We start from the raw sequence: 26,844 nt of genomic DNA, 5'->3' as shown, positions 1-26,844 counted from the left end.
CGTCGTTCATGCTGACGAAGGTAGAAAAGGAGGTAAGTCTATTCAAGGTAATCCGTCATGCTTTCAGCTGATTGTTTTGAGCTAATCGGCTGGTAACCCACTACCCTGACTTTTTACGGAGTCCGGACTGGCATTTATCAGTATTTGCCATGACCAATTGCCGAGGTTAGGGGCGGGCATCTTCCGAACTTTGTTGTATCAAAATCGCCCGGCAGACGCGGATACCTGACCAGAAGGTCGGTATCGTAAGGCGCTGCAGGTCACGTAACAAGTTTCCTTGTCAAGGGACTTTGGGGCCTTTGCTCCGCGGGTGAGGATGTTCACGTTTTAAAATCGGATATAATGAAAACGACCCTTTTTATAATAGCTCTTATTGGCCTCAGCGCTTCGATGGTTTCCGCCCAGGATGATCGTAAACTGCGCAGCGACGGTACATACTCAGTTCATAACTACAAACACGCCAACAAAGCCGCCACGGCCCGAAAATGGTCAGCGCAGGTGAGTGTTCCGGTTGTCGCTCCGACTACGGGTTCAGGCCCGGTTGCCAACTATAAACAGCCTGTTCCGGGCCAGTTGCCAACGGGGGGTGTGACCGTACCGCATACACCGCTTGAGGATGTCGCCTTACGGAATTATAAAATCCAGCGGGTTAATCACGGCCAGTCCGCTACTCAGAAAGCGGCCGGGGTAGTGGCCGATAAGCCCCAGCCCCAATCCATCACCGAAGGCAACTAAAGGATGATTAATCGCCCGGTACCGTCAGTCGGTACCGGGCTTTGGCTATACATAGTAAGCGGCCCGACACCAACAGACCATGTTTGTGCCGGGCCGCTTCCGTTGTGAGGAGGCCAATTGTGCCGGGCAATGCAGGTGAAGCCGGCGAATTGTACCCGTAAACGGTAGCATCTATCCGCTTATCAGGTTGTTTGACCGCTCAAGTACTATGTTATGCAAAGTACTGGTTATTGCCCATACCTTTGATTCATCAAACGGGGCTAACCCGGCACTATTCTGAACAGTAAACCCAAATATACCAACCATGAAAACGCTCATCAAACCTCTGCTTGTTGCTTTTGGCTTAAGTGTACTTTCCTTGTCTGCTACGCAGGCCGAAACAAACCCGATCCGTCGTGGGACCAAAGCCGCCACCTACAAAACCGGTATCTATCCGACCATTGAAGGCAAACTTCAGATTTCGCTGGATAAAGAAGTCGGCGGTGTTGTCAACGTACAGTTGAAAGATGTGAATAACAAAGTGCTGTTCTTCCAGCACATGGGTAAACAGGACAAACAGCTGCGTCTCCGCCTGAACCTGAACGATTTGCCGGCCGGTACGTATCAGGTTGAAATTTCGAACGGCGTCAACGTAACGACCCAGACCATTACGGTTGGTGCTAAACCAGCCGCCCAACCCAGCCGGTTGATAACGCTTGATTAAGAGAAGGGGGAGGAAAAAAGGAGGAAGGGGAGGAAAGGAGAAAGGGAATGTTATCCGGTGCCCTCTTCTCCTTTCCTCCCCTTCCTCCTTTCCTCCTTTTTATTATTTCAACGTCAGCAGGTAGCCGATGGTGAAGTTGGCATCGAAGTCAAAAACAAACTGGTCGCAGTTGGTACCGTCGACGATAGCTTTGTAAATGTTCAGGCCGGCCTTCGACTTGGCATTTTCCACTTTGTAGTTTGCGGGCGTGTTCAGGACCGTGTACCGTTCCTTGCCATCGCGAACTTCTTTGGCCAGTTCGTAGGGTACGCCACCGATGATGAAGCCCGTTTTGCGGTGATTCTGAGGAACCTGCTTTGCAATGGCTTTCACCTCGTTATACACCGTTTCGTCGCTGGTGCCGTTCTGAAAGTATTTGGAGCCGTAGGTTTCTACCGCTTTCGTTGAGCCGCCTTCCTTCCACGAAATCTTCGTGTTTCCCGAGCCGATGTCCACCACAAACGAATTGTCGGCGTAATCGGCAGGCAGCACCGACCGCAACGCCAGCGATCCTTCCTGCTCCGGCGTTACGGTGTTGACGACGTAGTTGAGTGATTTCAGGGCTTTGGTAATCTTCTGGGTTACGTCGGCTTTTGCCGCGCCCGAGCTGACGACGAAGTGAATGTCGCGGCCACTCACTCCGTAGTCGAGCATCTTGCCGATATAACTTTTCAGGCCCGCCCGCACATCATCGTCCGTGGCCATGTTTTCCAGGACCAGGCTGTTGCCGAATTCGGCTTTTTCAAGCTTCCAGCGCTTCTCCGGGTCCACCCGAATGATGAATGAATTGAAGCCACTGGCTCCCAGTTCCACCACGCCTTTCAGCTTGCCGTTCTGGGGGGCCGGGGGCGTGTAGGAAAACGAACGGCGGTCGCTACTCGATGCGGCTTCGGACGAACCAGACGAGGACGACGAGCCGTTGTCCGACGCTTCAGATTCATTGGGCGCCGACTCCGGGGCGTCCGACTCATCAGCGCGGGGCATGGTTTCTGACTGCTCCGTTTGGTTTGGAGCCAGTTTCCGAAGGGCCTCATTGCCTCCGAAATAGCGAAATGCAAAGAAAAGGGCGGCCAGAATAATTGCCGTGACAAGCAGCCGACCGGCTACGGTTAAGCGTTGCATAGGAGTTAAAAGTTAGTTGTTTGTGGTTCGTAGTTTATAATAATCTGGAGCGCATAGCGTCAAACTACGAACCGGTTTATTCTAAAAGGTTTTTATACCCGGCGTCCTTGGCAGGATTAGGGCCGGTAACGACGGGCTGCGTGGGCGAATCGAGCTGAATCAGTTTGAATTCGCCTTTGTTATACGCTTCCAGAAGTGCCTGGCCCTTGTCGGACATGATGCCGTTCTGAATATCGACCGAGTTGATGAAGTCCATCGACAGGTCCATGGCCCGCTTCATCTCGCCGAGTTTCTGGCTCATATCTTCCTGGATGTATTCCATCGATTGATCGAAGTAAAACTTCTTGTCGGGGTCGCCCTTGAAGATACTGATGGCCGTTTTGAGAGCATTTGAGCTTTCTTTAACGATCTTATACTCCGTTTCCTTCAGCCGAACCTTGATCTCGGTTTCCTTGATGATGTAGTCGGCGCTCTGGTTCACCTTCTCCATGAAAGCCAGCACCATCTTGATGTTGCGCTGCAGCGGAAAAAGTTTTTCGTTCATTTCCTGCAGGCCTGCGCCTTCGATGGTAGCCAGTTGGGCCGCTTCCCGCATGCCGGGTTTATCGGTCATGGTGCTGGCTTTGTTGGCTTCGGCGAACTTCTGCTTGATGGCTTCGTTGTTCTCGTTAATCTTCTTGTTCAGTTTAACGAGCTGCCCGGCAAGCGTATCGATCTGTCCCTGCATCTTCTGCCGCTTCTCTTTCAGATCATCGACGTAGATCTTCATGATGGCAATGGGGTTCAGTTGAATCACCGTGCCCGTGATGCTCCGCATAAGCGACTTGAACAGGAAGAAAACCGCCGTCCGTACGTCGCGACTGGTAAACAGAAAAATCAGCGCACCTATGGCGCCAAACAGTAACGCCAGGGTCAATACGTTCGAGGTCATCCGGATCAGGAACTCAAGGACCCGGTTAAAGTAGACCAGTCCCAGGCCGGCAATCCCGGCCAGTACTATCATACCCAGAATACCTTCGGGGCGGCTCCAGAACGACCGTTTCTCTACGTCCGTTTTGCCGCCAATCTGTGAAAAGTCAGGGGTTGCCATGTTGTGAACGAATGATTGAATGAGTGAAGTAATGAATGAGTGAATTAGTGAATGCTTTGTCCGGCACAATTCGCACATTCGCTACTTCACTCATTCGCTAATTATTTGAGGTACTGCGCCATTCTGGCGATGTCGTTTTTGATCTGATCTGTGAAATGGGCGAAGGTCGCTTCGTAGTTCTGCTGGTTCTGATTGATCTTCGCACTCTGCTCATCAATCTCGCCACTGATGGCGCGAAGCCGGTCGGTGTTGGCGTTGATGCGCTGCTGAATCTCCAGAATCTGCTTTGCCAGGGCCTCGTTCTCGGTTTGCAGCCGCTTCTCTTCATTCTGCAAACCGCCTACGCGTTCGCTCAGAGCCGCTTCCACACTTTTTGAAAAGCCTTCCCGGTCTTTGTTCAGTGCCGCCAGATACTGGTTGGCGGTGTTGGTCAGCGTCGATACGTCCGTTGGGCCGCCCAGCGCCTTGAAACTGGCCCACGCTGCCTGGAACTGCTTGTCTTCGGGCAGACCAATGGCGTTCAGCCCACGCAGCGTTTCGCGGAACTCAAAATAATCGGGCCCGGGTGGATTGTTCTTCGCCAGGACGTTGGCAAAATGCTCGGCAAACTTGGTGTCGATGGTGCCGGGCGGTACGGTCGCCGTCCCCGTGGCCTTCGAAGGGCCGGCGGAGGTGGCTGGGCCGGGGGGAGCCTGCGTACCAGGCGCTGGTCGGGGGGCCGCGTTTGTGGCGGGCCCGGCCGGCGATCCGGTAGCCGGTGCCGCGTTGGGGTCTTCATCTTTGATGAAGAAACTCAGAATTTTACGCCCAATGGATTGATCGGGTTCTGTCATGGTGTCTGTCAGTTGGTGAAAGACAGAACAATGTTACGAGGTTCTGCGAAATCCGCAAGATTCGATTAAGCCGAACGGTTACGGGACTTGACAAAATGTCGTAGGACAGGCCGAATTGCAGAAGAGGTTTGCGGGTTTCGGTGTGCAGTTTACGGTGATTGAGTTGGCCAGATGCCTCACTTTTTCCGCTCCCGAAAACTGCACCCCAAAAACCGACTTCCGAAAACTGATTAACTGGTAACGCCCGGTTTCAGCCAGTTTTTCATCCGTTCCCGAAATTTCTCCACTTTGGGCTTCGACACCGTCTGTACGTATAGTTCGCCGGGGTGATCGTAGTAGTAACCCTGGTGATACACCTCCGCCGGATAAAAGGTCTTAAAGGGTATAACCTGCGTTACGATGGGCCGGCTGTATCGGCCCGACTCGTTCTCACGCCGGATGGCCGCTTCGATAGCGGCTTTCTCTGCGGGGGTCCGGTAGAACGCGATGGAGCGGTACTGCGTACCAACGTCCGGTCCCTGCCGGTTAAGCGAAGTGCCGTCGTGGCCAACGAAAAAAGCTTTAACCAGCGTGTCGTAAGGAATTACGTTCGGGTCATAATACACCTGTATTGATTCGGCGTGGCCGGTCTGGTCGGTTCCCACCTGCTCGTAGGTAGGGTTTTCCAGGTCGCCACCGGCATACCCTGAAACCACTTCCCGCACACCCCGGAGCGATTCAAACTGAGCTTCGGTACACCAGAAGCACCCGGCCGCAAACGTAGCGACGGCCTCACCGGGCTGTAGCGTCGGCAGTTTGGCGGGGCGGGTATCCTTTTCGGCCGTTGAGTTGCCGGCCGGGCGTTGCTGACAACCGATCGCCAGCAGGCTGATCAGCACGAGAATAAACGTAGCAAAACGGGTAGTTGACATATTTCCGGAGGGTTTTAGTGTAGAACACGGCAGAAGCCGAGTAGGTTGCCTGTGGTTAAATGTATAGGCTCAGGAAAGTGTAAGGAGCTACTTATGAAGTTAGAAACGGCAAAAAGAAGCCACATCACTGTGGCTTCCTAAAAGTTCTCAACGCTTTCTACTAAAAAATAGTTTTATAACTAAAAATTAGTTAATTTACTGAAAAAAATTACTCTTTTTGAAAATTATAATAAACTGTGCCACCTGATAGTTGCTTGTCGGCAGGGTAATATTGCCAAGCTTCCATAGTCCGATTCTCCAGCGAAGTGACATCGATGTAAATGGGCTCACTGGGTTTGTCGGCGCACTCCAGTTTTACAGATACACCCACCGGATCGCTGCTCCAGCTACCTGTACGTTTAACAGATGTTCGATTGTCGCTCATCTCGAAGTGCCCATCTGCGTACAGGCTTAATCGAGAGAGTACAGTCTGCACATTTCCCGGGCGTTCCGGAAAGATGCGCGGTGTTTTTCCATCGTTATTATTAATGGTAACATTATTTGTGGTAACCCACTGACCGATCAGGTCGGTATGCAGTATGGCTTGTGCCGACAATAAAGCGGGCTCTACAGCTTTGAAGTCGTTTCGCTCACACGAAGTAAGAAACAAAACACCCATGGTCAAGGGAATTACAGCTAAAAAGCGCATTTTCTGAATGGCTTTCGAACGAGTTTGATGTAACATGATGATTCGGGATTTGAGTTGATTAAAAGATGAAAAATAATGAAGCGTTGAGACTTTACTGACTTGTGCGGTGAGCTGCAGGAGCAAGTGGGCGTATGTAGTTTTGTCGCTTGTCTGGGCGGCCTGTGCATCAGCAATGTATTCATGGTTGGTAGCTACGGCTTGCCGCCACCAGCCCATGCAGGGGTGAAACCAGAAGAAGGCACTAACCAAACGTACCAAGAGCCAATCGGCGCTGTGCCATTGCCTGCAATGCACCTGTTCGTGTTGAATAATGGTGGCCAAAGAGTCGGTTCGACGTTGATGTTGGTTTAGAAATATGAACCCGAAGAACGAAGCGGTTGGGAAATCTTCCTGCACCCAGACGATGCGATCAGAACCAAATGATTCAGTTACAGAACGGCGAATTACCTGGCGTAATAAAAAAATATCTACGGCCAATTGGCTGAGTCGATAGGTAACAAATAGCCAGTAAATAGCACAAATCACCCCACAAAGAGTCGTCCAGTTAAGTAAGGGGCTGCCCTGAACGGGCTGGTAGACGACGACCGCCTGCGTTATCAAGCGCGGTACGGATGGCAGGGTAGGAGAGACTGACCAGATTGGAGTGGGTACGATGAGCAAAGGAGCGATCAGACTGAACAGGAGCGTGCCTACAAGATAGATCCGATTCCAGGTAAAAAATGTTAATCGGGACAGGAAAAACCGATAGCAGCCTATAAAGATTACCATACTGATACTGGTCTCGACGAAGTAGGCGAAGGAAAGCATGGGCAGGGCTAAGCTTTACGGTATGATTCTATCAATTTGTGTAGTTCTTCGATTTCCTCTGGGTTGAGCGCTTTTTCCTGAACAAGGAAAGAAACTACATTTTTGGGCGAACCATCAAAATAGTGTTGAACGATTTCCGAAAAGGTTTTTCGGGCGTATACATCGCGCTCAATGGCGGGAAAGTATACATGAGTTTTTCCATAGGCTTTATGTTTTACGTAACCCTTCTTCTCCAACAAACGAATCGTTGACGAGACAGTGGTGTAAGGTGGTTTGGGAGCTGGAAGCCGAGCAATTACGTCATGGACAACACCCTCAGAGATGTCCCACAGAATACGCATGATAGCTTCTTCGGAGTGATTTAATTCTTCCATAATCAAAGGTATAACTAAATTTTAGTTATCAAACTTAATTTTAGTAATAATCGAAAGCTTTCCTGTTTTTTCTATACATCGCTCCATTTTCTCATTTTTTTGCTCGTCCGGGATCAATATATGACTCAGACGAAACATTTAGTCTATTATATAAATATAGTATTGGTGAACAGACCATACTCAACGATCTACAGATGAAGCCATTATTTAAACCCCTGCTGACCCTACTGGTCAGTTCGGCCGTCGTGTTCAGTTGTACCGACGATTCGGAAGATGATTCACCCATTCCCGGCGTAACGCTGACGCCCGTTGCTACGTCGCGGGTGCAGTGGACCGGCGTGGCCGTATCCCGCGAAGGGCGCGTCTTTGCCAATTTTCCCCGCATGGAAACCGACACCATTCCGTATTCAGTAGCGGTTGTCAGCGGTGAGCAGGCAACGCCGTTTCCGAATGCCGACTGGAACCGCTGGGACATGACCCTGGCGCCCCAGGACCATTTCATCTGCGTCCAGAGCGTCTACATCGACGATCAGAACAATCTTTGGGTGCTGGACGCGGCCTCGCCGTCCATGCGGGGTGTAGTGCGCGGTGGCCCCAAGCTGCTCAAGTTTAATCCAAATACCGGCGCTATCATCCAGCGGGTGGATCTATCGAACGAGATGGTTGTGTACCCATCGAGCTACCTGAACGACGTGCGGGTTGATACGCAGCGCAATTATGCCTACATCACCGACTCAAACCAGGGGGCCATCATCGTGGTAAATCTGGCAAACGGCAGCGCCCGGCGCGTACTCGGCCGTAGTCCGCTGACCAAGTCCGAAAACCTCGTTATTCAGGCCGAAGGACGTGTCTGGCGAAACCCCAGCGGTAAGCTTCCACAGGTAGACTCCGACGGCCTGGCCCTGACCCCCCAACGCGACTACATCTATTTCCACGCCCTGACGGCCCGCAGTCTGTATCGGGTCCCCACGGCGGCTTTGCAGGACGCATCGCTGACCGATAACCAACTGGCGCAACGCGTCGAAACCGTTGGTGAAACAGACCCCGTGGATGGCATGCTGTTCGACCCGCAGGGCAACCTGTACCTGACCTACATCCAGCGGAACGCCGTGCAGCGCCTGACGCCGGGGAGTGGTGACGTAACCGATCGGCTTCAGCGCGTAGTGCAGGACCCGCAGCTGAAGTGGCCCGACAGTTTTGCTTACGGTCCCGACAGTTCGATTTACGTAACAACCTCTCAACTGCACATTCCGCGGCCGGAGCGAACGGAACCATACCGGATTTTTAAGTTCCGGGTTCGGTAGGCTATGAATAGGGAGAGTAAGCCGGTACGTGCTTATTTTTGTAGCCACGTTCCGACTTACCGACCAAATCATGTCCCTAACGACTTTGGGTCTTGAACTCCCGACCGACCCGCGCTGGGTCAATATTGCCGAGATGAACATCGGCGAGATTCTGATCGACCATGCCTACTGCGAGCAAAAAGCGGCTTCGTCCTGCATTTCGCTCATTGTGCAGTATCCCGATAAGCAGGAACTGGTCGAAGTTCTGACGCCGGTGGTAGCCGAGGAGTGGGGGCATTTCCAGCGCGTGCTGAAAGAACTTCGCAAGCGGTCTATTCCACTGGGGCGCCAGCGGAAAGATTTATACGTAAACGAATTGCAGCGGCACATCCGTCCATCCAGCGACTTCGACCAGAACCTGATGGACAAGCTGCTGCTCAACGCCCTGATCGAAGCCCGGAGCTGCGAACGCTTCAAGCTTTTATCCGAACACATCGCCGACGAAGGTCTCCGTAAATTTTACCGTGAGCTGATGATTTCTGAGGCCGGGCATTACCGCAATTTCATCGAACTGGCCGAAACCTACGTACCGGCCGACCGCGTCCGGCATCGCTGGAAGGAAATTCTGGACATTGAAGCGGCCATCATGCAGCAACTGGAGGTCCGGGGCGACCGGATGCACTGACGGTTTACCGGACGGGGTGAAACACCAGCTCTTCGATACCCGCCAGTTCATACGCCCACACATCCGGGTTCTCGTCGTTGTCGACAAGCCGGAACACGGCCGTTACGTTGGTTCGTAGCGGAATCCGGCAGATGGCTAGGGGCGCTTCAAGCCAGCGGGCTTTCTCCTGCATCCGGGCAACGATGTCTTCCGGAGCGGTATCGCACCAGGTCGGTATGATCTTATCAACCGTCGATTTATTCGCGACGGTGATCTGGTTCGTGTAGGTAGGCTTACCCATGTGATCTAAAACAGGAAAATACGGGGCGTAAAGATATACGTCCAGCCCAAATCCTCCGAATCGGACCTGCTGAACTTCTGCCCTGGAGGCAGCAAGTGATTGCCGTATGGAACGCCTTTTTGCTTGTCAATAAAAAAGCCACTCTTCAACCGGAGAGTGGCTTTCTGGTAGCACTTTCTTAACCCAAAATCGGTACGGCTAGAACTGCTTCAGGTACGACAGTTTGCCGATGATGTGCTGTTCCTGCTGGCGGTCACGCTCACGTATTGAACCGGCGTAGCTGCCGTGGTTATACACGATGTAGAGAAACGACAGGGGTTGAAACTCCCACGACAGCCGGACGTTCCAGACGTTACGGTCGGTGAAGGTGTTGCGCTGGTAAAAACTGATGAGCTGCAGCCGCGGGTTGACGGCCAGTCGGCTCTCGACGCTGTAGAGCCGTACTGCCTCCGAAAACCGGTCCTGCCCCACATTTTTAAACTGGTTCACTTCGGCAATGAAGCCCAGCGCTACGTGTGGCACGGGCGCAACCGTCAGTGAACCGCGGAGGTAGTTGAGCCGGCCATCGTAGTAGCGGCCGGTCTCGGCATTGAGCTGGTACGATACTTTCCGGGAGGCATCGCTGCCCATCAGTACGTTGTAGCGCACGTACCGGTAGTTGCCGGTAGCGATGTTGAGGCCGAGGGGCCGGAAGTCGCCGTCGTCCAGGCGCTGAAACGTTGGATTGACAAACAACCCGAACATGCCGCCACTTTGCAGAGTCAGCCAGATGGGGTTCGTGTTGAACTGCACCTCCTGCAGATAGCCGGTCGAGGCTTTGTGATACATTTCGGCAAATACCCCCGGCTCGAAACTACGAACGCGTTTGGGCAGCCAGCTCCCGCGTTCGACCAGGAAAAAACCGGTTGCGGTCGAAATAACGTCGGAGCGGGACACAAAGCCCATCTCCGGGTTGAAGCCTTTGGTAACGATGGTTTGTGTCAGCCACGAGACAAGTTGGTTGGATCGGTAGAAAAACTGACTATATCCCGCCAGGCCCCGGTCGCGGCCACCTGACGAAAGCGAACCGATAGCCATGACGTTGTAAGCCAGTGAGGGGGTCAGCCGGAAAAATCCGTCGAGGGCAACGAGTCCGTTCTGGTAGCCGCCCGTGCTGTCATAACGGTGCGCGTTCTTCAGCGTAAACAAGGTGCCGATCCGGTTCTGCCGGCCGACGTTTTCGGAGTAGCGGCCGACTACAAAATCGGTGGCGGGACTGAACGACGTACCCCGCTGCCGAATAAACATACCGCCGTAGTTGCGCTTCAGCGACCGGTACACCAGCCGGGCTCCGGCATCAATCGGTACGGGCTGACTGGTACCGTCCGGAAGCTGGGCAAGACCAATGGACCGGCTGAAAAACGGCCGGATAACCATCGAACCGCCTTCCAGCCCACCAATCGACGTCAGGCCCGGACTGAACAGGCTGGCGTTTTCCAGAAAGAACTGCCGACGTTCCGGGAAAAACACGGAAAAGCGAGTTAAATTATTCACCTGCCGGTCTACATCGGCCTGGGCGAAGTCGGTGTTAAGGGTCAGGTCCAGCACCGTGTTAGGGTTAATGGCCCATTTCAGGTCGCCCCCCACTTTGAGCCGGGCTTCGCGGCTGTTACCGATTTCGGTTCCCCGGTACGAATCGTCCGACACCAGCAGATACGGCTGGATGCGGATGTTGGGCGACGGGGGTGGGGGCTTGATGCCCGTCAGCAGACCGGCGTATTCCATCCGGTACGACGTAAAAGCCCGTGGATAGGGCGACCAGGCCGACAACTCGTTGGCAGACCGACGGTTGCGGAAAAAGTTGATGCCCCACGACTGGCCGACGCTGTCGGAGCGGCTGTACCGGAGGGTCTGCCAGGGAATGGCAATTTCGGCAACCCAGCCCGAATCCGTCCGTGTAGTCCGCACGCGCCAGAGACCGTCCCAGTCCTGGTCATAGAGCTGGTCGTCGAAGGTAAGCAGATCCCGTTGGGTACCGTAGGCGTTGGTCACGAACGACATGGCGTTCCGTCGGTCGTTGAACCCGTCGATCGCAACGCCGAAAAAGTCGTGGGCAATCGGTGCAAAATCTCGTCTGAAATTTGGAGAGCGCAGGGCTTTCCGGCCCGTCGAGTCCCGGTTGAAAGCCGCAACGTATAGAAACTGCCGGTTGTACAACACCCGTACGTCGGTGTCGGACCCAAGTGGCTGCCCCTGAAACGGCTCGACCTGAAAGAAGTGGCGAGTTGGTTGAGCCAACAGCCATTCCGCTTCGCTGAGGGAGCCGTCTACTTTCAGGTTGGTTTTAATCTCGGTAGCCGTTATAACCTTACGTACCGACAACGGCGCGAAAATGGTAGCCGTTCCACCGGCCGAAGGCTGAGCCGGAGCAGTAATGGTCGTCGAAACACCGGGTGTCGAAACACCGGGTGCCGGACTGAGGGTAGTCGCGCTTGGTGTCTGAAGCGTGTCGGACACCAAAGGGGTAAACGAACCAGGATTTGGCTGAGCCTGGGCAAACGTTGAGAAAAGAAGGAAAACAGGCAGTAAAGCAAACCGCATACGGGACAAGCGTTTGCTCAAAACTAAGCAGTATTACCAGGTCGCCGGCCGGAATTTTGCCCAGCGGTAATTCAACTGGATGAAAGGGAGGGGCAAATTGGGCGTCTTTCCGCACGTATCTAGCTTGTAGGATAGGACTGATGAGTTACATTAGCGATTAGTTAACATATACCAGATTATACAACAGTAAATGAACCATAAATTGCCCCTACTTTTGACGTTACTAATGCCTTTAATAACAACGGCTCAAAGTGATTCCCAGCAAACCTATATCATTTCAGGCCGGGTAGTATCCGCTCTAACAGGTAATCCTATTCCCTATTGTCAAATAACCTATAAGCGAAATAGTAATACGCGTGGAACGGATGGGGATAGCTTGGGCAATTTTACTCTTAGCAAATTAACTGCGGGTTCCTACAACCTCTCTTTTAAGGCTATAGGGTACTCTGACACAGACACAACCATAACCCTTACCGATCACGATATAACGAATCGTAATTGGCCAGTAAGAACCACCTGCACAGCGTTAAGTCAAGATTCAGCGCTCATCGATATACGGGCAAACCGGATTAAGTTATTTCTACAAAGCGGTGATCCACCTGTCCGTTACACCAGCGATAAACGATTTAGTAAGAAGTATCGCGTAACATTTTATGATTTTGGAGACCTAATCATTCATAATTATGACTGTTTAGTGGCGTATAATCAAACGGTTTTCAAATACTTGGATCAGACCTATGGCCGTAAGTGGCGTACCAGTTTTAGACCTGATGTACCTGGCTACAAGTAGCGTACCAGTTTTAGACCTGATGTACCTGGCTACAAGTAGCTTGAAAGCTTAGATTAACATATTGCCACTTATACAACAGTTTCTAATTCTTACTTATAAGACCTGAATGCCCATTCACTTTAGATTTTCAAGGAAAAATATTAATTTATTAAAAGCTTTTCTCTGTGAGCTAACTATCACAGTTGGATTATTCTCTTGCTATGAATACCACTATACCTATTACACGGCAGATGGTAAAAGCTACATAACTCGCTGCGATTATATGGATTCAACCTACTTTATGGCTGGAAAACAAACATCGTTAAGAAAAGAAATGGGCTATGTTGTTATTCAAAATAGAGATATACGAGGAGGCTGGAAATGTTGGCTAACTTGGGCAAATGACGCAGCCTTTGTCTTGGAGCAGTACTACGATTTCAAAGAAAAGAATAACCCTCAGAAACTAAAACTAGCCCGAGTTAATGATGTTCTTTTGAAGCAGATCGAAGCGGACCGAGGTAAACGTTATATAATGGTAGAGTACCAATAATATAATTTTGAAACTAGATCTAAATTGAACAAAACCATTTCCCCCCGCTTAACTACGAATATGGTTAGTCTAAAAATAATCGAACAACATAAGTTTAGTTATAAAACGGGTCTGAGAAATGTACAAAGTTTATAAAATTTTAAATATTGTACTTCTCCTAGACCCATTTTATAACTAGGATTATGTTACAAACCAAGAATTAATTACAAGAAAGTTGATTTGTTTGCCACGAATACAAACTTCATCTCTTTTAGTATTACTAGGCCAGTTATAATACTTTCCAGTTGAGAATAGCCTAAATAATAATCCTCTATACTGGTACGAAAATTGAAATTCGAGTCTTCGCGTAGTATCCCACATCTCCTTGTCTGGTCATGTAAGACCAATGTAATCCACCTATTGGTTTAAGATAGTAGTAAGCTGTTTGACTTTCAAACTGATTTAAGAGACTATCTTGTACATATGACTGGCCCCAGCTGGTTAAGAAGGAAACGAAATAACACGTGGCAAAGCCACATAGTCCTGAAAACCGAGGTAAAATGTTCATATATAGTACTACCTGTTGAGCAAAGGTACTGTAGAAGCAGCCAAAAGGAAGTAAACCCGATACTGATCTTTTGCTGAGCTTAGCGTTTATTGTACTCAGAAATCAGTAGCATACGTCGTGTTGTATAATCCATTATATGTTATCAAGTCGCCACTGTAACAGAAGCCCCTTATCTTACAAAACTTTGTGTCCAGCAAAACGATTGTTTTCGTGTATTACCAAGCCTGAAGAAAAGGACAACGCGGGCTGCACTAGTGATCAATCAACAAATAAAATTTTATATGCAATTTGGCCAGATTAGCCATTTTGCTCTATCTGTACAAGATGTTGAGTTAGCTGCCCAATGCTACCAGAATGTAGTAAGGTTTGAAATGGGAAGGCAGCTCGGTTTTCCTGACTACAAACTCAACAGCAAGGGTTTTGTCCACTGGGAATCAGGTGGGCAGTATACCAGTACGCATATACGCACTGAAAGCTGGGTGACTTTTGGTTGTTACTTTGATAAGTCGGACTATCGGTATCTCAATGCATAGTCGGTAACGTAGCGATAACAATTTGTTAACCGTGGCGAAAACACGCCGAAAGCCAATCTAGGTACCTTTGCGGCTGTTTTTAGGTCCTCTTTTAAAGCAACCGTTATGAAAAAGCTGAATGTCTTCCCCGCCCTTCTAAAGTAAACCGGGTATAGCCCCGCTCTTCATTTCCATTCACTTCTTCGCAGACTGGTCATGTCCCGAAAACCGGTGACACTAGCATCGTATTGCCCAATTTTTACTTTAATACACCTGATTAGTTATGAAAAAAACAGTACGTACAAAGCTACCCGACTGGCGACTGGCTTTGCGACTGAGTTTGTTACCCGGCGCCATACTCTTCCCGTTGACCGATGGAGCGAGTGCCAATGGCCTGCCGCCGGCATCGACCCTTCGTACAAACGTGCCCAAAGACATCACCGTCCGCGGAACGGTGCTGGCCTCCGACAACAAGGAGCCGCTGCCGGGCGTAAGCATCGTCGTCAAGGGTGCTCAGCGGGGTGCCAACACCAACGCCAGAGGCCAGTTTGAACTGACGGTGCCGAACGAAGAAACCATACTGGTATTCAGCTTTGTGGGGTATTTGCCGCAGGAAGTCAAAGTGGGCAACCGGACTCAGTTCGACGTTGTGCTCCAGGCCGATAACAAATCGCTGGAGGAGGTAATCGTAGTGGGGTACGGTACGCAGAAGAAAGAAAATCTGACCGGTGCTGTCGATCAGGTGAGCAGCGAAGTATTACAGAACCGCTCGCTCCCCAACCTGACGCAGGGATTGCAGGGGGTGATTCCGAACCTTAACATCGTGCCGGGCGATGGTAAGCCCATTCAGTCGCCGGCCTACAACATCCGGGGTACTACGTCAATCGGGCAGGGTGGCAATGCGCTGGTGCTGATCGACAACGTAGAGGGCGATCCCAGCCGGTTGAACCCCAACGACATCGCCAGCATCACGGTCCTGAAAGACGCAGCTTCGGCGGCCATCTACGGTGCCCGGGCGGCTTTCGGGGTAGTGCTGATCACCACCAAGAATCCGATCAAAGACAAAACCAGCCTCACGTATTCGCTGAATCACTCGATCAAACGTCCGACGGAGGTACCTGATTTTGTGTCCGATGGCTACCTGTTCGCCAAGATGTTCAACGAGGGCTGGACGGCCTGGAATGACTACTCGCAGACGCCCCAGAACGTGAACAAAACGGTGAAGTTTTCGCCAGCTTATCTGGCGGAGTTCGAGCGCCGGTCCAAGGACCCGAGTCTGCCGAAAACCGAAGTCAACTCAGCCGGCGAATACGTCTATTATGAAAACATGGACTGGTATAGGGAGCTGTACAAAAAGAGCCTGACCGCCACCGAACACAACCTGTCGTTTTCAGGAAGCAGCGGTAAGTCTGACTTTTACGTAACGGGTCGCTACTTCGGCCAGGACGGTTTATTCAAGTACAACTCGGACGATTACCGGTTGCTGAACCTGCGGGCTAAGGGTTCGATTCAGGTGTTTCCGTGGCTGAAAATCACTAACAACGCCGACTTCTCTTCGATGAAGTACCACAACCCGCTGAACGTGGGTGAAGGGGGCAGCATCTGGCGGAATATTGCCGACGAAGGCCATACGATGGCCCCGATGTTCAATCCCGATGGTACGCTGACCTACTCGGCCGCCTACACCGTGGGCGATTTCTGGTACGGCAAAAACGGTATCGATATGAACAAGCGGGTGTTTCGAAACACAACGAGCCTGGCTACGCAGTTCTTCAACGACAAGCTCCGGATCAAGAGTGACTTTACGTTCCAGTCGACGGACGACAACGAGGTCAGAACCCGCGTGCCGGTACCGTATAGCCGCAAACCGGGGGTGATTGAGTACGTTGGAGCCAACACAAATGATATCCAGAATATTTACCGCGAGACACAGTACATCGCTACCAACCTCTACGGTGAGTATGAGCCGCGGTTCAGCCAGAACCATTACCTGAAAGTGCTGGCCGGTCTGAACTATGAACAGTCGAATTTCGACCGGCTGCAGGTGCAGCGCAACGGGCTGATCTACGAAAACGCGCAAAACATAAACCTGGCTTTGGGGCAGTCAATTGCGACCGGGGGTGGCAAGGATACATGGGCCATTCTGGGTACGTTCTACCGGCTGAACTACGCCTTCAAGGATCGTTACCTGCTGGAATTCAACGGCCGTTACGATGGCTCATCGAAATTCCCGGCCAATCAGCGGTTCGCGTTCTTCCCGTCGGTGTCGGCCGGCTGGCGCCTATCGGGTGAGCCGTTCTGGAAAGTATCCGACCGGCTGATCACTGACCTGAAGTTCCGGGCGTCGTACGGCTCGCTGGGGAACGGTAGTATTGCGTCGTACGTCTTCCAGGAGCAGTTCAACATCTCGCAGTCGGGCCGGATTCTGAATGGCGTTCGGCCGCAGCAGACGGGCCAGCCAAACGTACTGCCCGACGGGCTGACCTGGGAAACCTCAACAACCCGAAACATCGGTTTTGACCTGGCCATGCTGGCTAACCGGCTGACCATTGCGGGCGATGCCTACGTGCGCCAGACGACGGATATGTTCACCGTCGGTATGACCCTGCCCGCCGTATTTGGTACCGACGTGCCGAAAGGAAACTACGCCGATCTGCGGACGACCGGCTGGGAGGCAACTGTGGCTTGGCAGGATCGGTTCAACGTAGCGGCTAAGCCGTTCAACTACAACGTTCGGCTGACGCTGAGTGACTACACGGCCGAGATCACGAAATACAACAACCCCAACCAGCGCCTGTCGGATTACTACGCCGGGCAGAAAGTGGGGGAGATCTGGGGCTACGTAACAGATGGCTTCTTCACATCGGCGGAGGAAATCAAAAACTCGCCGAAGCAGACACTGATTAAAGCGTCGACCAGTGGTCAATTGTTGCCGGGCGACATCAAGTTCCGCGACGTGAACGGCGATGGCGTGATCAACAACGGCGACAATACGGTGAGCAACCCCGGTGACCGGATCATCATTGGAAATTCAACACCGCGTTATACGTACAGCGCCATTCTGGGAGCCGACTGGAACAACTTCTTCTTCTCGACGATCTTCCAGGGCGTCGGCAAGCAGGATTGGTGGCCGGGCCAGGAAGCGGCTAACTTCTGGGGGCAATACAACCGGCCGTACAACAAAATTCCGACCTGGCATCTGGGCAACATCTGGTCGGAGGAGAACCCGAACGCGTACCTGCCCCGCTACCGTGGGTACACCGCCCAGAACGGTTCCGGCGAACTGGCGCAGGCACAAACCCGCTACCTGCAGAATGCCGCTTATATCCGGTTGAAGAACATCCAGCTTGGCTATAACCTGCCGTCATTGTGGGTTCGCCGGGTGGGTATGAGTACCGCCCGCATGTTCGTGTCGGGCGAAAACATCTGGACGTGGTCTCCGCTGTATCGCCGTACCCGCGACATTGACATCGAGAATATCGGTAAATCGGATCAGATCGTAACCGATGGGAACAGTGGTAATGGCTACAATTACCCGATTTTGAAAAGCTTTACGATGGGCCTGTCGGCTACATTTTAACCAGTCAGTCGAGGGGAGCGGACTCTGTCAGCTTCCTCTCCAATAGCGTATTCCAAAACAGAAGTAACTCATGAATGCATATAAAGGATGGCTTTTCCTGCTGGGCGCATTGACGCTGGCGGGGTGTAACGAACTGGATCAGGTTCCGCAAGCCACCGCTACAAAAACCGCTGTGTTCGGCAGCGAAAAAGGACTGGAGTTGTACGCCAACTCGTTCTACACCATCATTCCCGACGGCAACAGCATCATCCGGTCGGATGAAATGGCCGACTATGCGGCCCGGACGCAGGTGCCTGACTTCCTGCGCGACGGAGCGTATGGCCCCCGGCAAAGCTCCGGCTGGGACTGGCGTCCGCTGCGGAACATCAACTATTTCCTGGAGAACAATACTGACCCGGCTGTTCCGGTCGAGGTTCGGCGGCACTACGGCGCTCTGGCTCGTTTCTTCCGGGCGTGGTTTTATTTCGACAAGGTGAAACGGTTTGGTGACGTACCCTGGATTAATCGCACGCTACCCGTCGATGACGATGCGCTGTACAGTAGCCGTGATCCCCGCGCGGTGGTCATGGACTCCGTGCTGGCCGACTTAAACTACGCCTGCCAGAACATCCGCACCACGAGCGATAACTCGCGGACCCTGATTACGAAGGCGGTCGCCAATGGGTTCAAATCGCGGGTGTGCCTGTTTGAAGGTACGTTCCGGAAATACAACACCAGCTATCAGTTGGGTGGCACGGCTAATCAGTGGCTGACCGAAGCCGTCAGCGCAGCCGAAACGGTTATGAAGACCGGCGGCTTCAACCTGAACGAAGCGGGTGGGCCAACGACCTCGTACCGGCAGTTATTTACCAGTAAAACGCCGGTCAGCACAGAAGTTATGCTGTCGGCGGTGGCGGACCCGGCCCTGGGGGTGTACAACGATGCGAACTGGTGGTGGACCAGCGCTACGTATGGCGCCCGGGTTAGCCTGATCCGCACGTTCGTCAACACCTACCTGACCGTCGACGGTACGCCGTTTACGGCAACGCCGGGCTACCAGACCAAGACCTTTGCGGAGGAGGTGAAGAACCGCGACCGGCGGCTTCAGCAGACCATCCGGATGGGAAACTACCAACGTGTCAATGGTGGTGCGCTGGAACCGGCCCCCCCCGTGTTCTCTTACACCTACACCGGCTACCAGCCGATCAAGTGGACGCTGGACGATACGTACTTCGACGGTGGTACGCGCAACGACAACTCCATTGCTGTCATGCGCTACGCCGAAATCCTGCTGAACTACACCGAAGCGAAGGCCGAACTGGGTACCCTGACCGACGAGGACTGGTCGAAAACGGTGGGTGCGCTCCGGAAGCGGGCGGGTATCACCGGTGGTCTGACGGCCAAACCAACAACGGTCGATCCGTACCTGCAGGCTAACTACTTCCCCGGTATTGCTGATCCGGCGCTGCTGGAAGTACGTCGGGAACGGGGGATTGAACTGGTGCTGGAAGGGTTCCGGTTCTACGACCTGGTTCGCTGGCACCGGGGCGAGCTGATGACGCAGACCTGGAACGGTTTCTATGTACCGTCGATCGATAAGCCCATGGATTTGAACGAAGACGGCAAAAACGACGTGTACTTTTACAAGGACAAGCCTGTAACGCCGTCGCTGCCGGGGGTAACCTACATCAACGTAGCGCCAACGGTCAACGGCGTGGCAAACCCGCAACGGTTGTCGAACGATACGTCCGGCGAACTGACCTGGCTCACCAACATTCCGCGCGTCTGGACGGAGAAGAACTATCTCTACCCGATTCCGGAAGCTGACCGGCAGGTTAACCCCAAGCTTGGTCAGAACCCTGGCTGGTAAATTCTGCGCACAGTCATCTTTAGTCAACGTAACCCACGGCCGGGCTTTGCAGCCGCCGTGGGTTATTCGCTTACCATTTCCATCAAAAAAACCTTATGAAACTCCCCGTTCTTTCATTCCTGCTTGCCCTATTCATGACACTGGAGTCTTTTGCGCAGAAAACGACGCCCATCTGTGTGGCCTCGTACAACATCCGGTTCAATAACCCGAAAGACGGCATCAATGCCTGGCCCAACCGGAAAGACATGGTCAAAAGCCTGGTACGTTACCACGGGTTCGATCTGTTCGGTGTGCAGGAAGCCCTGCGGGGGCAGCTGAACGACCTGGCCGAAATGAACGAGTTTGCGTTCCTCGGCAAAGGCCGCGACGATGGTAAAGAAGCAGGTGAACATTCGGCGATCTTCTACAAAAAAGACCGTTTCAACGTACTTGATTCCGGCGATTTCTGGCTAAGCGAAACTCCCGATAAACCCGGAAAAGGCTGGGACGCTACCTGCTGCAACCGCATCTGCTCCTGGGCGAAGTTTAAAGACCGGACTACCGGGAAAAATTTTTACTTTTTCAGCGTTCACTTCGACCACCAGGGCGTCGAAGCCCGGCGGCAATCGGGCAAGCTGATGGTGCAGAAAATCAAGGAAATTGCCAAAAACGAGCCGGTCATCTGCGTGGGTGACCTGAATTCTACCCCCGACACGGAACAGGTACAGACCATACAGACACTGCTCAATGACTCGTACCGCGTGACGGCCATGCCGCCCTACGGCCCCGTCGGGACGTTCAACGGATTTAAGTTTGAAGCGCCCATGAAGGACCGGATCGATTATATTTTTGTTAGCAAAACCATCGACGTGCTGAAATACGCCGTGCTGACCGATGCAAACGAGCAGCGGTATCCGTCGGACCACCAGCCCGTGGTCGCGACCGTTGTAGTTAAGTGATTCCTTTGTAGCTTTCCGGCTATGAACAACCATCTGTTACTCATCGGGGCCGGGTCGGGACTTAGCCTCGCCATCGCCTACGTGTTCGGTCAGCAGGGCTACCGGGTGTCGCTGGTAGCCCGACAGGCTGCTTCGCTCAACCAACTGGTTCAGGAACTAAGCGACGCCCGGATTTCAGTCAGCGGCTACGCTACGGATGTGAGCCAGTTTGATCAGTTCCGGCAGACGCTGGACGATATCGAACGGGAGCAGGGACCGGCGTCGGTGATGGTTTACAACCCGTCCATCTACCGGCAGGCCAGCGTTCTTGAGGTTGACCCGGAGGTGTTCATGACCGACCAGCGGACCAACTTCGGTGGTCTGATTGTGGCGGCTCAGGCTGTGACACCCCAGATGCTGGCCGAGGGGGGGGGCACCATACTGATAACCGGTGGCGGCTCCGCCCTGAATCCCGCAGCCGATCTGGTAGCCCTTTCGGTTGGTAAAGCCGGAGTTCGGACGGTGGCCAAATGTCTCCACGATACGCTGGAGCCGCAGGGCATTCACGTAGCCACAGTAACTATCAATGGCTCCATTGTGGAGGGTACCCATGTATCGCCTTCGCTGATTGCGCCCTGGTACTGGGAACTCCACCAGGAAGCGGCCGGCGAGTGGACGTTCGAGCGGATCTATGAATAAGGCCGGACGTAATGAGTTGTGGCTCAGAACACCCTGATTTCTTCTGTTTTCAGTCGCCCGTTTTCGTTTTGAAGGTCGTATCTTTATAGCGCGACATTCGATTTGAACCAGTGACATTTCTTCAACAGACGGCTCATCAGCTTTTCGAAAAACACGGTCCGAGCATGGACGATGTGTGGGTGATCCTGCCGACGCGCCGGGCTGTTTCGGTTTTTCTGGAGTACCTGGCCGACGAATCGGAAACCCCGTTCTTAGCGCCCCACACCCTGGCGGTTGATGACTTCATCACCCGGGCGGCCGGGGTGCAGCTGATCGATTCGGTCAGCCTGATTTTCGAACTGTACGACGTTTTTCGGGTTATCGATCCGCAGGTTGAGTTTGAACAGTTCATCGGGTGGGCGTCGGTGCTGCTGGCCGATTTTGACCGTATCGACCAGTACCTGATCAACACCGGCCACCTGTTCGAATACCTGACGGCCGCCAAGGCCATCGAGCGCTGGAACCTCGAACTGCCCTCCGGCGCCAAACCCCTCTCGCAGACGCCCGGTACCAATCGGTACTTCCGGCTGTTCGAAAATCTGCAAACCGCTTACCACGCCCTGCACAGTCGCCTGAGCGAACAGGGGCTGGCGTATCGGGGTATGGCCTACCGGCTGCTGGCTGAGAACGTAGAGGCCCTGATCCGCGACAATACTGCCTACGAGAAAGTTTATTTTGTCGGGTTTAATGCCCTGAGCCGCGCCGAAGAACACATAGTCCGGGTGCTGGCCGATGCCGGGAAAGCCGAGCTGTTCTGGGACGTCGATACGTATTACATGGATAATACGAACCAGGAAGCCGGCGATTTCCTGCGTAAGTACCGGGATAACGGTTGGCTCTTTACCAAAGCTGATCGTGAACGGCAGAAAAGCAACCTGACCGGTACGCCCAAGAACATCCGGGTCGTGGGCGTCGCTAACGCCAGTATGCAGGCCAAGGTAGCGGGCAAGATTTATAAGGAGTGGGAGGGAAGAAGAGGAGAAAAGGAGGAGAGGAGAAAAGCAGGAGAGGAGGAAGGGAATTCCGTATTGGTACCTCCTTTCCTCCCTTCCTCCCTTCCTCCCTTTCCTCCTTCAAAAACTGCCATCGTGCTGGCCGACGAATCGCTGCTGGTACCGGTGCTGTACGCGCTGGATGAAAGCGTGACCGATCTGAACGTAACGATGGGCCTGTCGCTGCGGAGTTCGCTGTTGTTTACGCTCATCGATACGTTGTTCGAGATGCAGCGAACCGTGCATGAGTTCCGCGACCGCGACGGGCACGAACGACGCATTCCTAAGTTTCATCACCGGCACGTCGTCAAAGTGCTGAACCATCCGTTTATCAAGCAGTACGAACGGATTCGCGAACTGGTGTGGACCAGTGGCGACTCTACCGGCACGGGACAGGCGGTGTCGGAGCCGCTGTTTCAATGGATGTCGAAGACAATCGTCAGGGAGCAGCGCGTTTACCTGACCGAAAAGGAAATGCGCGCCATGAGTAACGACGATCCGCTGATTCGGGTGCTGTTTTCGCGCTGGCCCAGCGAGGAGCCGCTGCGGGCTATTCAGGCGCTGTATGACCTGATCGAACACCTCCGCGATGTGTACCGTACCAGCCAGGATGCCATCGAAATTGAGTACCTGTACCTGTTTTTCTCCCTGCTGAAGCAACTGGAAACGACGCTGGATACCGTTCGGCAAACGAATCGAAACGGGGCCGAGGGTAGTCCGCCGGTGACGGTACGTAGCTTTCGGCAGTTTTTATACGAACTCATTCGCCAGACAAGCATTCCCTTTACAAGTGAGGGCAACAGCCGGCTTCAGGTTATGGGGATGCTCGAAACCCGGGCGCTCGATTTTGAGCGGGTCATCATTCTGTCGGTCAACGAGGGGATTCTGCCGCAGTCGCGTCGGCTGAACTCGCTGATTCCGTTCGATATTAGCCTGGAAATGGGCCTGCCCACCTACCGCGAGCAGGAGGCCGTGATGGCGTACCACTTCTACCGGCTGCTCCAGCGGGCTGAGGAGATTGTGCTGCTGCATACCACCTCGCCCGACGCGTACGGAAACAGCAAAGGCGAACCAAGCCGTTTTATCCGCCAGATCGAGTACGAGCTGGTACCGAAGGCGAATGGACTGATACGTCTGAGCCGCCCGACCGTTCGGTTCGGACCGGCCGGTTCTGAGCAGGTGGCCGACGTAACGGAGTTGAACGTACCCAAAACCGACAGCATCCTGACCGACCTCCGGAAGTTGCTGACCGACCCCCGACGGGGCATTTATCCGTCGTACGTCAACCAGTTCGTGAGCTGTTCGATGCGGTTCTATTTCAGCCGGATCGTGGGCATCAGCGAGGAAGATGAGATCGAAGAAAAGATGGGTGCTATCGACTTCGGAAACTGGCTGCACAAGGTGCTGGAGCGGCTGGATAAGGAGTACCGGCTGAAGGGTAAACCCGTGAGTGAACCGCTCATCATACACCTGCTGGACGAGGAGTTTTCGAACACGATGAAAGGGCGCGTGGTGGAGTCGGGGATGAACCTGCTGCTCTATGACCTGGCTAAACGCCTGATGCTCGATTTTCAACGGCAGCAGAACAGTCTGGTCGGACTGGAGGTAATCGGCAGCGAGCAGACACTCGATACCATCCTGGCCGTACCGCTCGATACGGGCGAAACCCTCAGCGTACGGATTGCCGGAAAAATCGACCGCATTGAGCGGTATGGCAATCAGATCCGGATCATCGATTACAAAACCGGCCGGGTAGACCTGCCCGCCCGCCCACCGGATAACCTGGCTGAAAAGCTGCTTAACGACGGACAGTCGGACAAGATGCGGCAGGTTTGGCTGTACAAGTACCTCGCCCTGAAGAATATCAGCCTCTACGGTGGGCTGCCCCGCGACAACGACCGGCAGGTGATCTACCCCGCGGTCGGGATGCCGGTCGAAGCCGGATTTTACTCGTTCCGCGACCTGAAAGGGGGGTTCCGGAGCAATCCCGTTACGTTTGGTTCCGACCAGACGGCCGCCGAGTATATCGCCGAATCGGAAAACCTGCTGCGTGCGATGGTGCAGAAAATGATCAGCCAGGCCGTACCGTTTCAGAAAACCGACAACCTCGAAACCTGTAAGTTCTGCGATTACAAGAAGATCTGCGGGCGGTAGGGCAACCATAGCGTATCGGTTGCCGGGGCGTAGTGGTTGGGCGACCGTTTACTGAACCCCAATCACCCGCTGAACTTCCTTAGCGATCACGGCGGCTCCTTCGCGGTTCGGATGGATGCCATCAATGAACAGCGAATCGCGGTTGGCCATCAGCTTATACAGGTCAATAACGGGGGTATTATTTTCTCTGGCTACTTCGTATACCAATGGCACCACCTCGTTATGCACCACATCGGCGCGCAGTTCAAACTCTTCCCGGAACATGGGGGGAGGAATGCAGACGTACACCTTAGGCGAACTGCGTAACTGCCGGAAAGTCTGAATGAGGGCCGCATAGTCGGCTTTGAACTCGTTCTTGTACTGCCAGTTCACCGCCTTGGAATCGTTCGTCCCCAACTCGATGACAACAATGGTCGGTTTCCAGTCAATGGCAAATCCGTACTTCTCGGCCTGCCAGACGGGTTTGTCGCCTTTTTTGACCACCGTACTGCCGCCCACGCCGTAATTCAGCACCTTATTGGGTGGTGAAACCAGGTTTTGTAGTTGAGCCGGGTACGTCTGATCGTCGGGTAAGGTGAATCCCTGCGTGATGCTGTTGCCGATGCAGGCAATTTTATGGACGGAGGGTTCCTGCGTGGTTGGTTCGCACCCCAGCAAGCCGACGCATAGAACGGTCAGCAGGCTGGTCAGAACGCGGTTTTTCATGAGCGTTGACAGTTAACTAAAGTCTGTATACGGATCGGCGGAATCGGCAGCCGACGTATGGTTTCGAAAGATAAGCCCGCTTCTACGAAAGTCCAACCCGATCAGTGGCCATCGAGCCAATTGCCGGCTGACAGGACCTATGAAATGAGTCATTTAATAAAATGTTTAACCTCCATGCAACTGCTACGCCGATTTACATATCGTAGCCAGTATACAATCGACTTTACAATAAACACTAATCTGTACAATCCGTGCATCCGCATCAACTACAGTCGCTTACAATTGAAGAACAGGTGTTTATGGTTCACCTGGCCGGCCTGTTTATCAGTACGCTGGATCTCCCCAGCAAGAAGATAAATCTGTGTTTCTGGCAGAATCATTTTGTGGAGATCAGTTGCCGGTTTCGAAACGGTCATTGGACGCCTTACCGGGTCGAGTATTTTCCCAACAGTCCGGCATACATTAATCTGCTGAAACGTAATCTGGACGGAGCGCGGTTCAAGCAGATGCTGTCGGCTCTGAAACGAATCCGCTAGGTTTTCGTCACCACTTGCTCACAAACCGATTGCCGCGCAGGTAGAACCGGTACGGCAGGTCAACGCCCTGCGTAATGCCGATGCGGGTGGTCGTTACAACATCGGAATCGGGCAGCGGCTCGGCGGCCCGCACAAAAATAGGACCGGTCGTGAGCGACGCGAAATTGTGTTCCTGGCGGCTGATCCCCATGGCAATCACCAGTTTGCCCGGCCCGTTGCAGAGGTTTCGGAAACCGGCCGGGGTGGTGGGGTCAATGGTATTGTTCCGGTACCGCGCAAAGCCAGTCCTGAATGCTTCGTTTCGGCGGACACCCATCAGGTCGATGCCTTCGGTTGGTTCGAGCGCCCGGATCAGAACGGCTTCGCCAACGCCTTCTGGGCCGGTTACGATGTTGACGCAGTTGTAGTGATTATAAATCTGGTACACGTAGAGCGTTCCGGCCGGACCAAACATGGCCGCGTTTCGCGGGGTTGGTCGCCGGTACGCGTGGCAGGCCGGATCGCCGGTCAGGTAGCCTTCCGTCTCAACGATGACGCCCGCCGTTAGGCCCTCCGGCGAGTCATGCACCAGTTCACAGCCGAGCAGCAGCCGGGCGAGCGTCAGGGTGTCGTGCTGTTCATAGAAAGCCGTTGGAATGCGGGATGAATTCGTCTGAAGCGGTCTGAGCATGTAAAATGTAGGAGAATCGTAAACAACAGGACTTTTAGTGACTAACCTATGTACGTTGGCCCTCTCCGTTTGGGGAGGGCTTTTTTGTGCCGAGGTCAGGCACTGAATGTGCCGGCACCCGCCAAACGGCAGGCTACTGATTCAATAAACAAACGGATAGGGGTGGGGTTATAAAAAGAAACCGGGAAACAATGG

The 26,844-nt window shown here is 53.3% G+C and carries 22 protein-coding genes; 12 read left to right on the top strand and 10 right to left on the bottom strand.

The features are described from left to right. Window positions 1–342: 342 nt before the first annotated feature. Window positions 343–735: a hypothetical protein gene (locus DYU11_RS31050; protein ID WP_119671646.1), complete on the top strand. Its 393-nt coding sequence runs from the start codon at window positions 343–345 to the stop codon at window positions 733–735. Between the two features lie 304 nt (window positions 736–1,039). Beyond that, window positions 1,040–1,438 (top strand): T9SS type A sorting domain-containing protein, encoded by a 399-nt coding sequence (locus DYU11_RS31045; RefSeq protein ID WP_119671645.1) that lies wholly within the window; start codon window positions 1,040–1,042, stop codon window positions 1,436–1,438. Between the two features lie 102 nt (window positions 1,439–1,540). Here DYU11_RS31045 and DYU11_RS31040 read toward each other — a convergent pair whose 3' ends face one another. From DYU11_RS31040 to DYU11_RS31015, 6 genes are all read right to left on the bottom strand, one after another. Beyond that, the gene (locus DYU11_RS31040; RefSeq protein ID WP_119671644.1) at window positions 1,541–2,599 is read right to left on the bottom strand and encodes an acetate and sugar kinases/Hsc70/actin family protein; all 1,059 of its coding nucleotides are present in this window, start codon (window positions 2,597–2,599) and stop codon (window positions 1,541–1,543) included. Between the two features lie 76 nt (window positions 2,600–2,675). Then, window positions 2,676–3,689: a hypothetical protein gene (locus DYU11_RS31035; protein WP_119671643.1), complete on the bottom strand. Its 1,014-nt coding sequence runs from the start codon at window positions 3,687–3,689 to the stop codon at window positions 2,676–2,678. A 101-nt stretch (window positions 3,690–3,790) separates the two neighbouring features. Continuing rightward, complete coding sequence (locus tag DYU11_RS31030) at window positions 3,791–4,522, bottom strand: hypothetical protein (RefSeq protein ID WP_119671642.1); 732 nt, start codon at window positions 4,520–4,522, stop codon at window positions 3,791–3,793. 230 nt (window positions 4,523–4,752) lie between these two features. Next, window positions 4,753–5,433, bottom strand: a complete 681-nt coding sequence (gene msrA / locus DYU11_RS31025) for a peptide-methionine (S)-S-oxide reductase MsrA (RefSeq protein ID WP_119671641.1) — start codon at window positions 5,431–5,433, stop codon at window positions 4,753–4,755. Between the two features lie 208 nt (window positions 5,434–5,641). Further along, window positions 5,642–6,928 carry a M56 family metallopeptidase gene (locus DYU11_RS31020; protein ID WP_119671640.1) on the bottom strand — a complete coding sequence of 429 codons (1,287 nt, stop codon included), beginning with the start codon at window positions 6,926–6,928 and terminating at the stop codon, window positions 5,642–5,644. Between the two features lie 8 nt (window positions 6,929–6,936). Beyond that, on the bottom strand, window positions 6,937–7,302 hold the full coding sequence (locus DYU11_RS31015) for a BlaI/MecI/CopY family transcriptional regulator (protein WP_119671639.1): 366 nt from the start codon (window positions 7,300–7,302) through the stop codon (window positions 6,937–6,939). A gap of 194 nt (window positions 7,303–7,496) precedes the next feature. Here DYU11_RS31015 and DYU11_RS31010 point away from each other — a divergent pair, with 194 nt between their 5' ends. Together DYU11_RS31010 and DYU11_RS31005 are read left to right on the top strand one after the other, a co-directional pair. Then, window positions 7,497–8,606, top strand: coding sequence for an L-dopachrome tautomerase-related protein (locus tag DYU11_RS31010; protein ID WP_119671638.1), 1,110 nt, complete (start codon window positions 7,497–7,499; stop codon window positions 8,604–8,606). Window positions 8,607–8,676: 70 nt separating this feature from the next. Next, on the top strand, window positions 8,677–9,270 hold the full coding sequence (locus tag DYU11_RS31005) for a MiaE family protein (RefSeq protein ID WP_119671706.1): 594 nt from the start codon (window positions 8,677–8,679) through the stop codon (window positions 9,268–9,270). A gap of 4 nt (window positions 9,271–9,274) precedes the next feature. On the opposite strand, the gene DYU11_RS31000 is transcribed toward DYU11_RS31005, so the two are convergent. Both DYU11_RS31000 and DYU11_RS30995 read right to left on the bottom strand, forming a co-directional pair. Further along, a complete protein-coding gene (locus tag DYU11_RS31000; RefSeq protein WP_119671637.1) occupies window positions 9,275–9,550 on the bottom strand; it encodes a hypothetical protein in 276 nt (91 codons plus the stop codon). A gap of 198 nt (window positions 9,551–9,748) precedes the next feature. Further along, a complete protein-coding gene (locus DYU11_RS30995; protein WP_119671636.1) occupies window positions 9,749–12,130 on the bottom strand; it encodes a carbohydrate binding family 9 domain-containing protein in 2,382 nt (793 codons plus the stop codon). 190 nt (window positions 12,131–12,320) lie between these two features. On the opposite strand from DYU11_RS30995, the gene DYU11_RS34045 reads away from it, so the two are divergent. The 7 genes from DYU11_RS34045 to DYU11_RS30955 all read left to right on the top strand — a co-directional run bounded on the left by DYU11_RS34045 (window position 12,321) and on the right by DYU11_RS30955 (window position 24,738). Next, the gene (locus DYU11_RS34045) at window positions 12,321–12,920 is read left to right on the top strand and encodes an FEKKY domain-containing protein (RefSeq protein WP_119671635.1); all 600 of its coding nucleotides are present in this window, start codon (window positions 12,321–12,323) and stop codon (window positions 12,918–12,920) included. 106 nt (window positions 12,921–13,026) lie between these two features. Further along, the gene (locus DYU11_RS33105) at window positions 13,027–13,449 is read left to right on the top strand and encodes a hypothetical protein (RefSeq protein ID WP_147368087.1); all 423 of its coding nucleotides are present in this window, start codon (window positions 13,027–13,029) and stop codon (window positions 13,447–13,449) included. 1,342 nt (window positions 13,450–14,791) lie between these two features. Next, window positions 14,792–18,088, top strand: a complete 3,297-nt coding sequence (locus DYU11_RS30975) for a SusC/RagA family TonB-linked outer membrane protein (protein ID WP_119671632.1) — start codon at window positions 14,792–14,794, stop codon at window positions 18,086–18,088. A 70-nt stretch (window positions 18,089–18,158) separates the two neighbouring features. Continuing rightward, a complete protein-coding gene (locus DYU11_RS30970) occupies window positions 18,159–19,937 on the top strand; it encodes a RagB/SusD family nutrient uptake outer membrane protein (protein ID WP_119671631.1) in 1,779 nt (592 codons plus the stop codon). 95 nt (window positions 19,938–20,032) lie between these two features. Beyond that, on the top strand, window positions 20,033–20,875 hold the full coding sequence (locus DYU11_RS30965) for an endonuclease/exonuclease/phosphatase family protein (RefSeq protein WP_119671630.1): 843 nt from the start codon (window positions 20,033–20,035) through the stop codon (window positions 20,873–20,875). Window positions 20,876–20,896: 21 nt separating this feature from the next. After that, on the top strand, window positions 20,897–21,553 hold the full coding sequence (locus DYU11_RS30960; RefSeq protein ID WP_119671629.1) for an SDR family NAD(P)-dependent oxidoreductase: 657 nt from the start codon (window positions 20,897–20,899) through the stop codon (window positions 21,551–21,553). A 110-nt stretch (window positions 21,554–21,663) separates the two neighbouring features. Next, the gene (locus DYU11_RS30955; RefSeq protein ID WP_119671628.1) at window positions 21,664–24,738 is read left to right on the top strand and encodes a PD-(D/E)XK nuclease family protein; all 3,075 of its coding nucleotides are present in this window, start codon (window positions 21,664–21,666) and stop codon (window positions 24,736–24,738) included. A gap of 48 nt (window positions 24,739–24,786) precedes the next feature. Here DYU11_RS30955 and DYU11_RS30950 read toward each other — a convergent pair whose 3' ends face one another. Next, on the bottom strand, window positions 24,787–25,443 hold the full coding sequence (locus tag DYU11_RS30950; RefSeq protein WP_119671627.1) for a GDSL-type esterase/lipase family protein: 657 nt from the start codon (window positions 25,441–25,443) through the stop codon (window positions 24,787–24,789). Window positions 25,444–25,694: 251 nt separating this feature from the next. Between DYU11_RS30950 and DYU11_RS30945 the strand changes: the two genes are divergently transcribed. Then, window positions 25,695–25,979, top strand: coding sequence for a hypothetical protein (locus DYU11_RS30945; protein WP_147368086.1), 285 nt, complete (start codon window positions 25,695–25,697; stop codon window positions 25,977–25,979). 7 nt (window positions 25,980–25,986) lie between these two features. Here the strand turns inward: DYU11_RS30945 and DYU11_RS30940 are convergent, their stop codons facing one another. After that, a complete protein-coding gene (locus DYU11_RS30940) occupies window positions 25,987–26,649 on the bottom strand; it encodes a DNA-3-methyladenine glycosylase (RefSeq protein WP_119671625.1) in 663 nt (220 codons plus the stop codon). Window positions 26,650–26,844 lie beyond the last annotated feature (195 nt).

Origin of the sequence: Fibrisoma montanum, assembly GCF_003583365.1 — a bacterium.
In the GTDB taxonomy this organism is placed as follows: Bacteria; Bacteroidota; Bacteroidia; order Cytophagales; family Spirosomataceae; genus Fibrisoma; species Fibrisoma montanum.
Note: the sequence above shows the minus strand (reverse complement) of the source record. Positions and strands in the feature narration are given on the sequence as shown.

Bases quoted from the DNA above. Each gene is read 5' to 3' on its own strand.
- DYU11_RS31050 (WP_119671646.1), top strand. From the start codon at position 343: ATGAAAACGACCCTTTTTATAATAGCTCTTATTGGCCTCAGCGCTTCG.
- DYU11_RS31045 (WP_119671645.1), top strand. From the start codon at position 1,040: ATGAAAACGCTCATCAAACCTCTGCTTGTTGCTTTTGGCTTAAGTGTA.
- DYU11_RS31040 (WP_119671644.1), bottom strand. From the start codon at position 2,599: ATGCAACGCTTAACCGTAGCCGGTCGGCTGCTTGTCACGGCAATTATT.
- DYU11_RS31035 (WP_119671643.1), bottom strand. From the start codon at position 3,689: ATGGCAACCCCTGACTTTTCACAGATTGGCGGCAAAACGGACGTAGAG.
- DYU11_RS31030 (WP_119671642.1), bottom strand. From the start codon at position 4,522: ATGACAGAACCCGATCAATCCATTGGGCGTAAAATTCTGAGTTTCTTC.
- msrA (WP_119671641.1), bottom strand. From the start codon at position 5,433: ATGTCAACTACCCGTTTTGCTACGTTTATTCTCGTGCTGATCAGCCTG.
- DYU11_RS31020 (WP_119671640.1), bottom strand. From the start codon at position 6,928: ATGCTTTCCTTCGCCTACTTCGTCGAGACCAGTATCAGTATGGTAATC.
- DYU11_RS31015 (WP_119671639.1), bottom strand. From the start codon at position 7,302: ATGGAAGAATTAAATCACTCCGAAGAAGCTATCATGCGTATTCTGTGG.
- DYU11_RS31010 (WP_119671638.1), top strand. From the start codon at position 7,497: ATGAAGCCATTATTTAAACCCCTGCTGACCCTACTGGTCAGTTCGGCC.
- DYU11_RS31005 (WP_119671706.1), top strand. From the start codon at position 8,677: ATGTCCCTAACGACTTTGGGTCTTGAACTCCCGACCGACCCGCGCTGG.
- DYU11_RS31000 (WP_119671637.1), bottom strand. From the start codon at position 9,550: ATGGGTAAGCCTACCTACACGAACCAGATCACCGTCGCGAATAAATCG.
- DYU11_RS30995 (WP_119671636.1), bottom strand. From the start codon at position 12,130: ATGCGGTTTGCTTTACTGCCTGTTTTCCTTCTTTTCTCAACGTTTGCC.
- DYU11_RS34045 (WP_119671635.1), top strand. From the start codon at position 12,321: ATGAACCATAAATTGCCCCTACTTTTGACGTTACTAATGCCTTTAATA.
- DYU11_RS33105 (WP_147368087.1), top strand. From the start codon at position 13,027: ATGCCCATTCACTTTAGATTTTCAAGGAAAAATATTAATTTATTAAAA.
- DYU11_RS30975 (WP_119671632.1), top strand. From the start codon at position 14,792: ATGAAAAAAACAGTACGTACAAAGCTACCCGACTGGCGACTGGCTTTG.
- DYU11_RS30970 (WP_119671631.1), top strand. From the start codon at position 18,159: ATGAATGCATATAAAGGATGGCTTTTCCTGCTGGGCGCATTGACGCTG.
- DYU11_RS30965 (WP_119671630.1), top strand. From the start codon at position 20,033: ATGAAACTCCCCGTTCTTTCATTCCTGCTTGCCCTATTCATGACACTG.
- DYU11_RS30960 (WP_119671629.1), top strand. From the start codon at position 20,897: ATGAACAACCATCTGTTACTCATCGGGGCCGGGTCGGGACTTAGCCTC.
- DYU11_RS30950 (WP_119671627.1), bottom strand. From the start codon at position 25,443: ATGAAAAACCGCGTTCTGACCAGCCTGCTGACCGTTCTATGCGTCGGC.
- DYU11_RS30940 (WP_119671625.1), bottom strand. From the start codon at position 26,649: ATGCTCAGACCGCTTCAGACGAATTCATCCCGCATTCCAACGGCTTTC.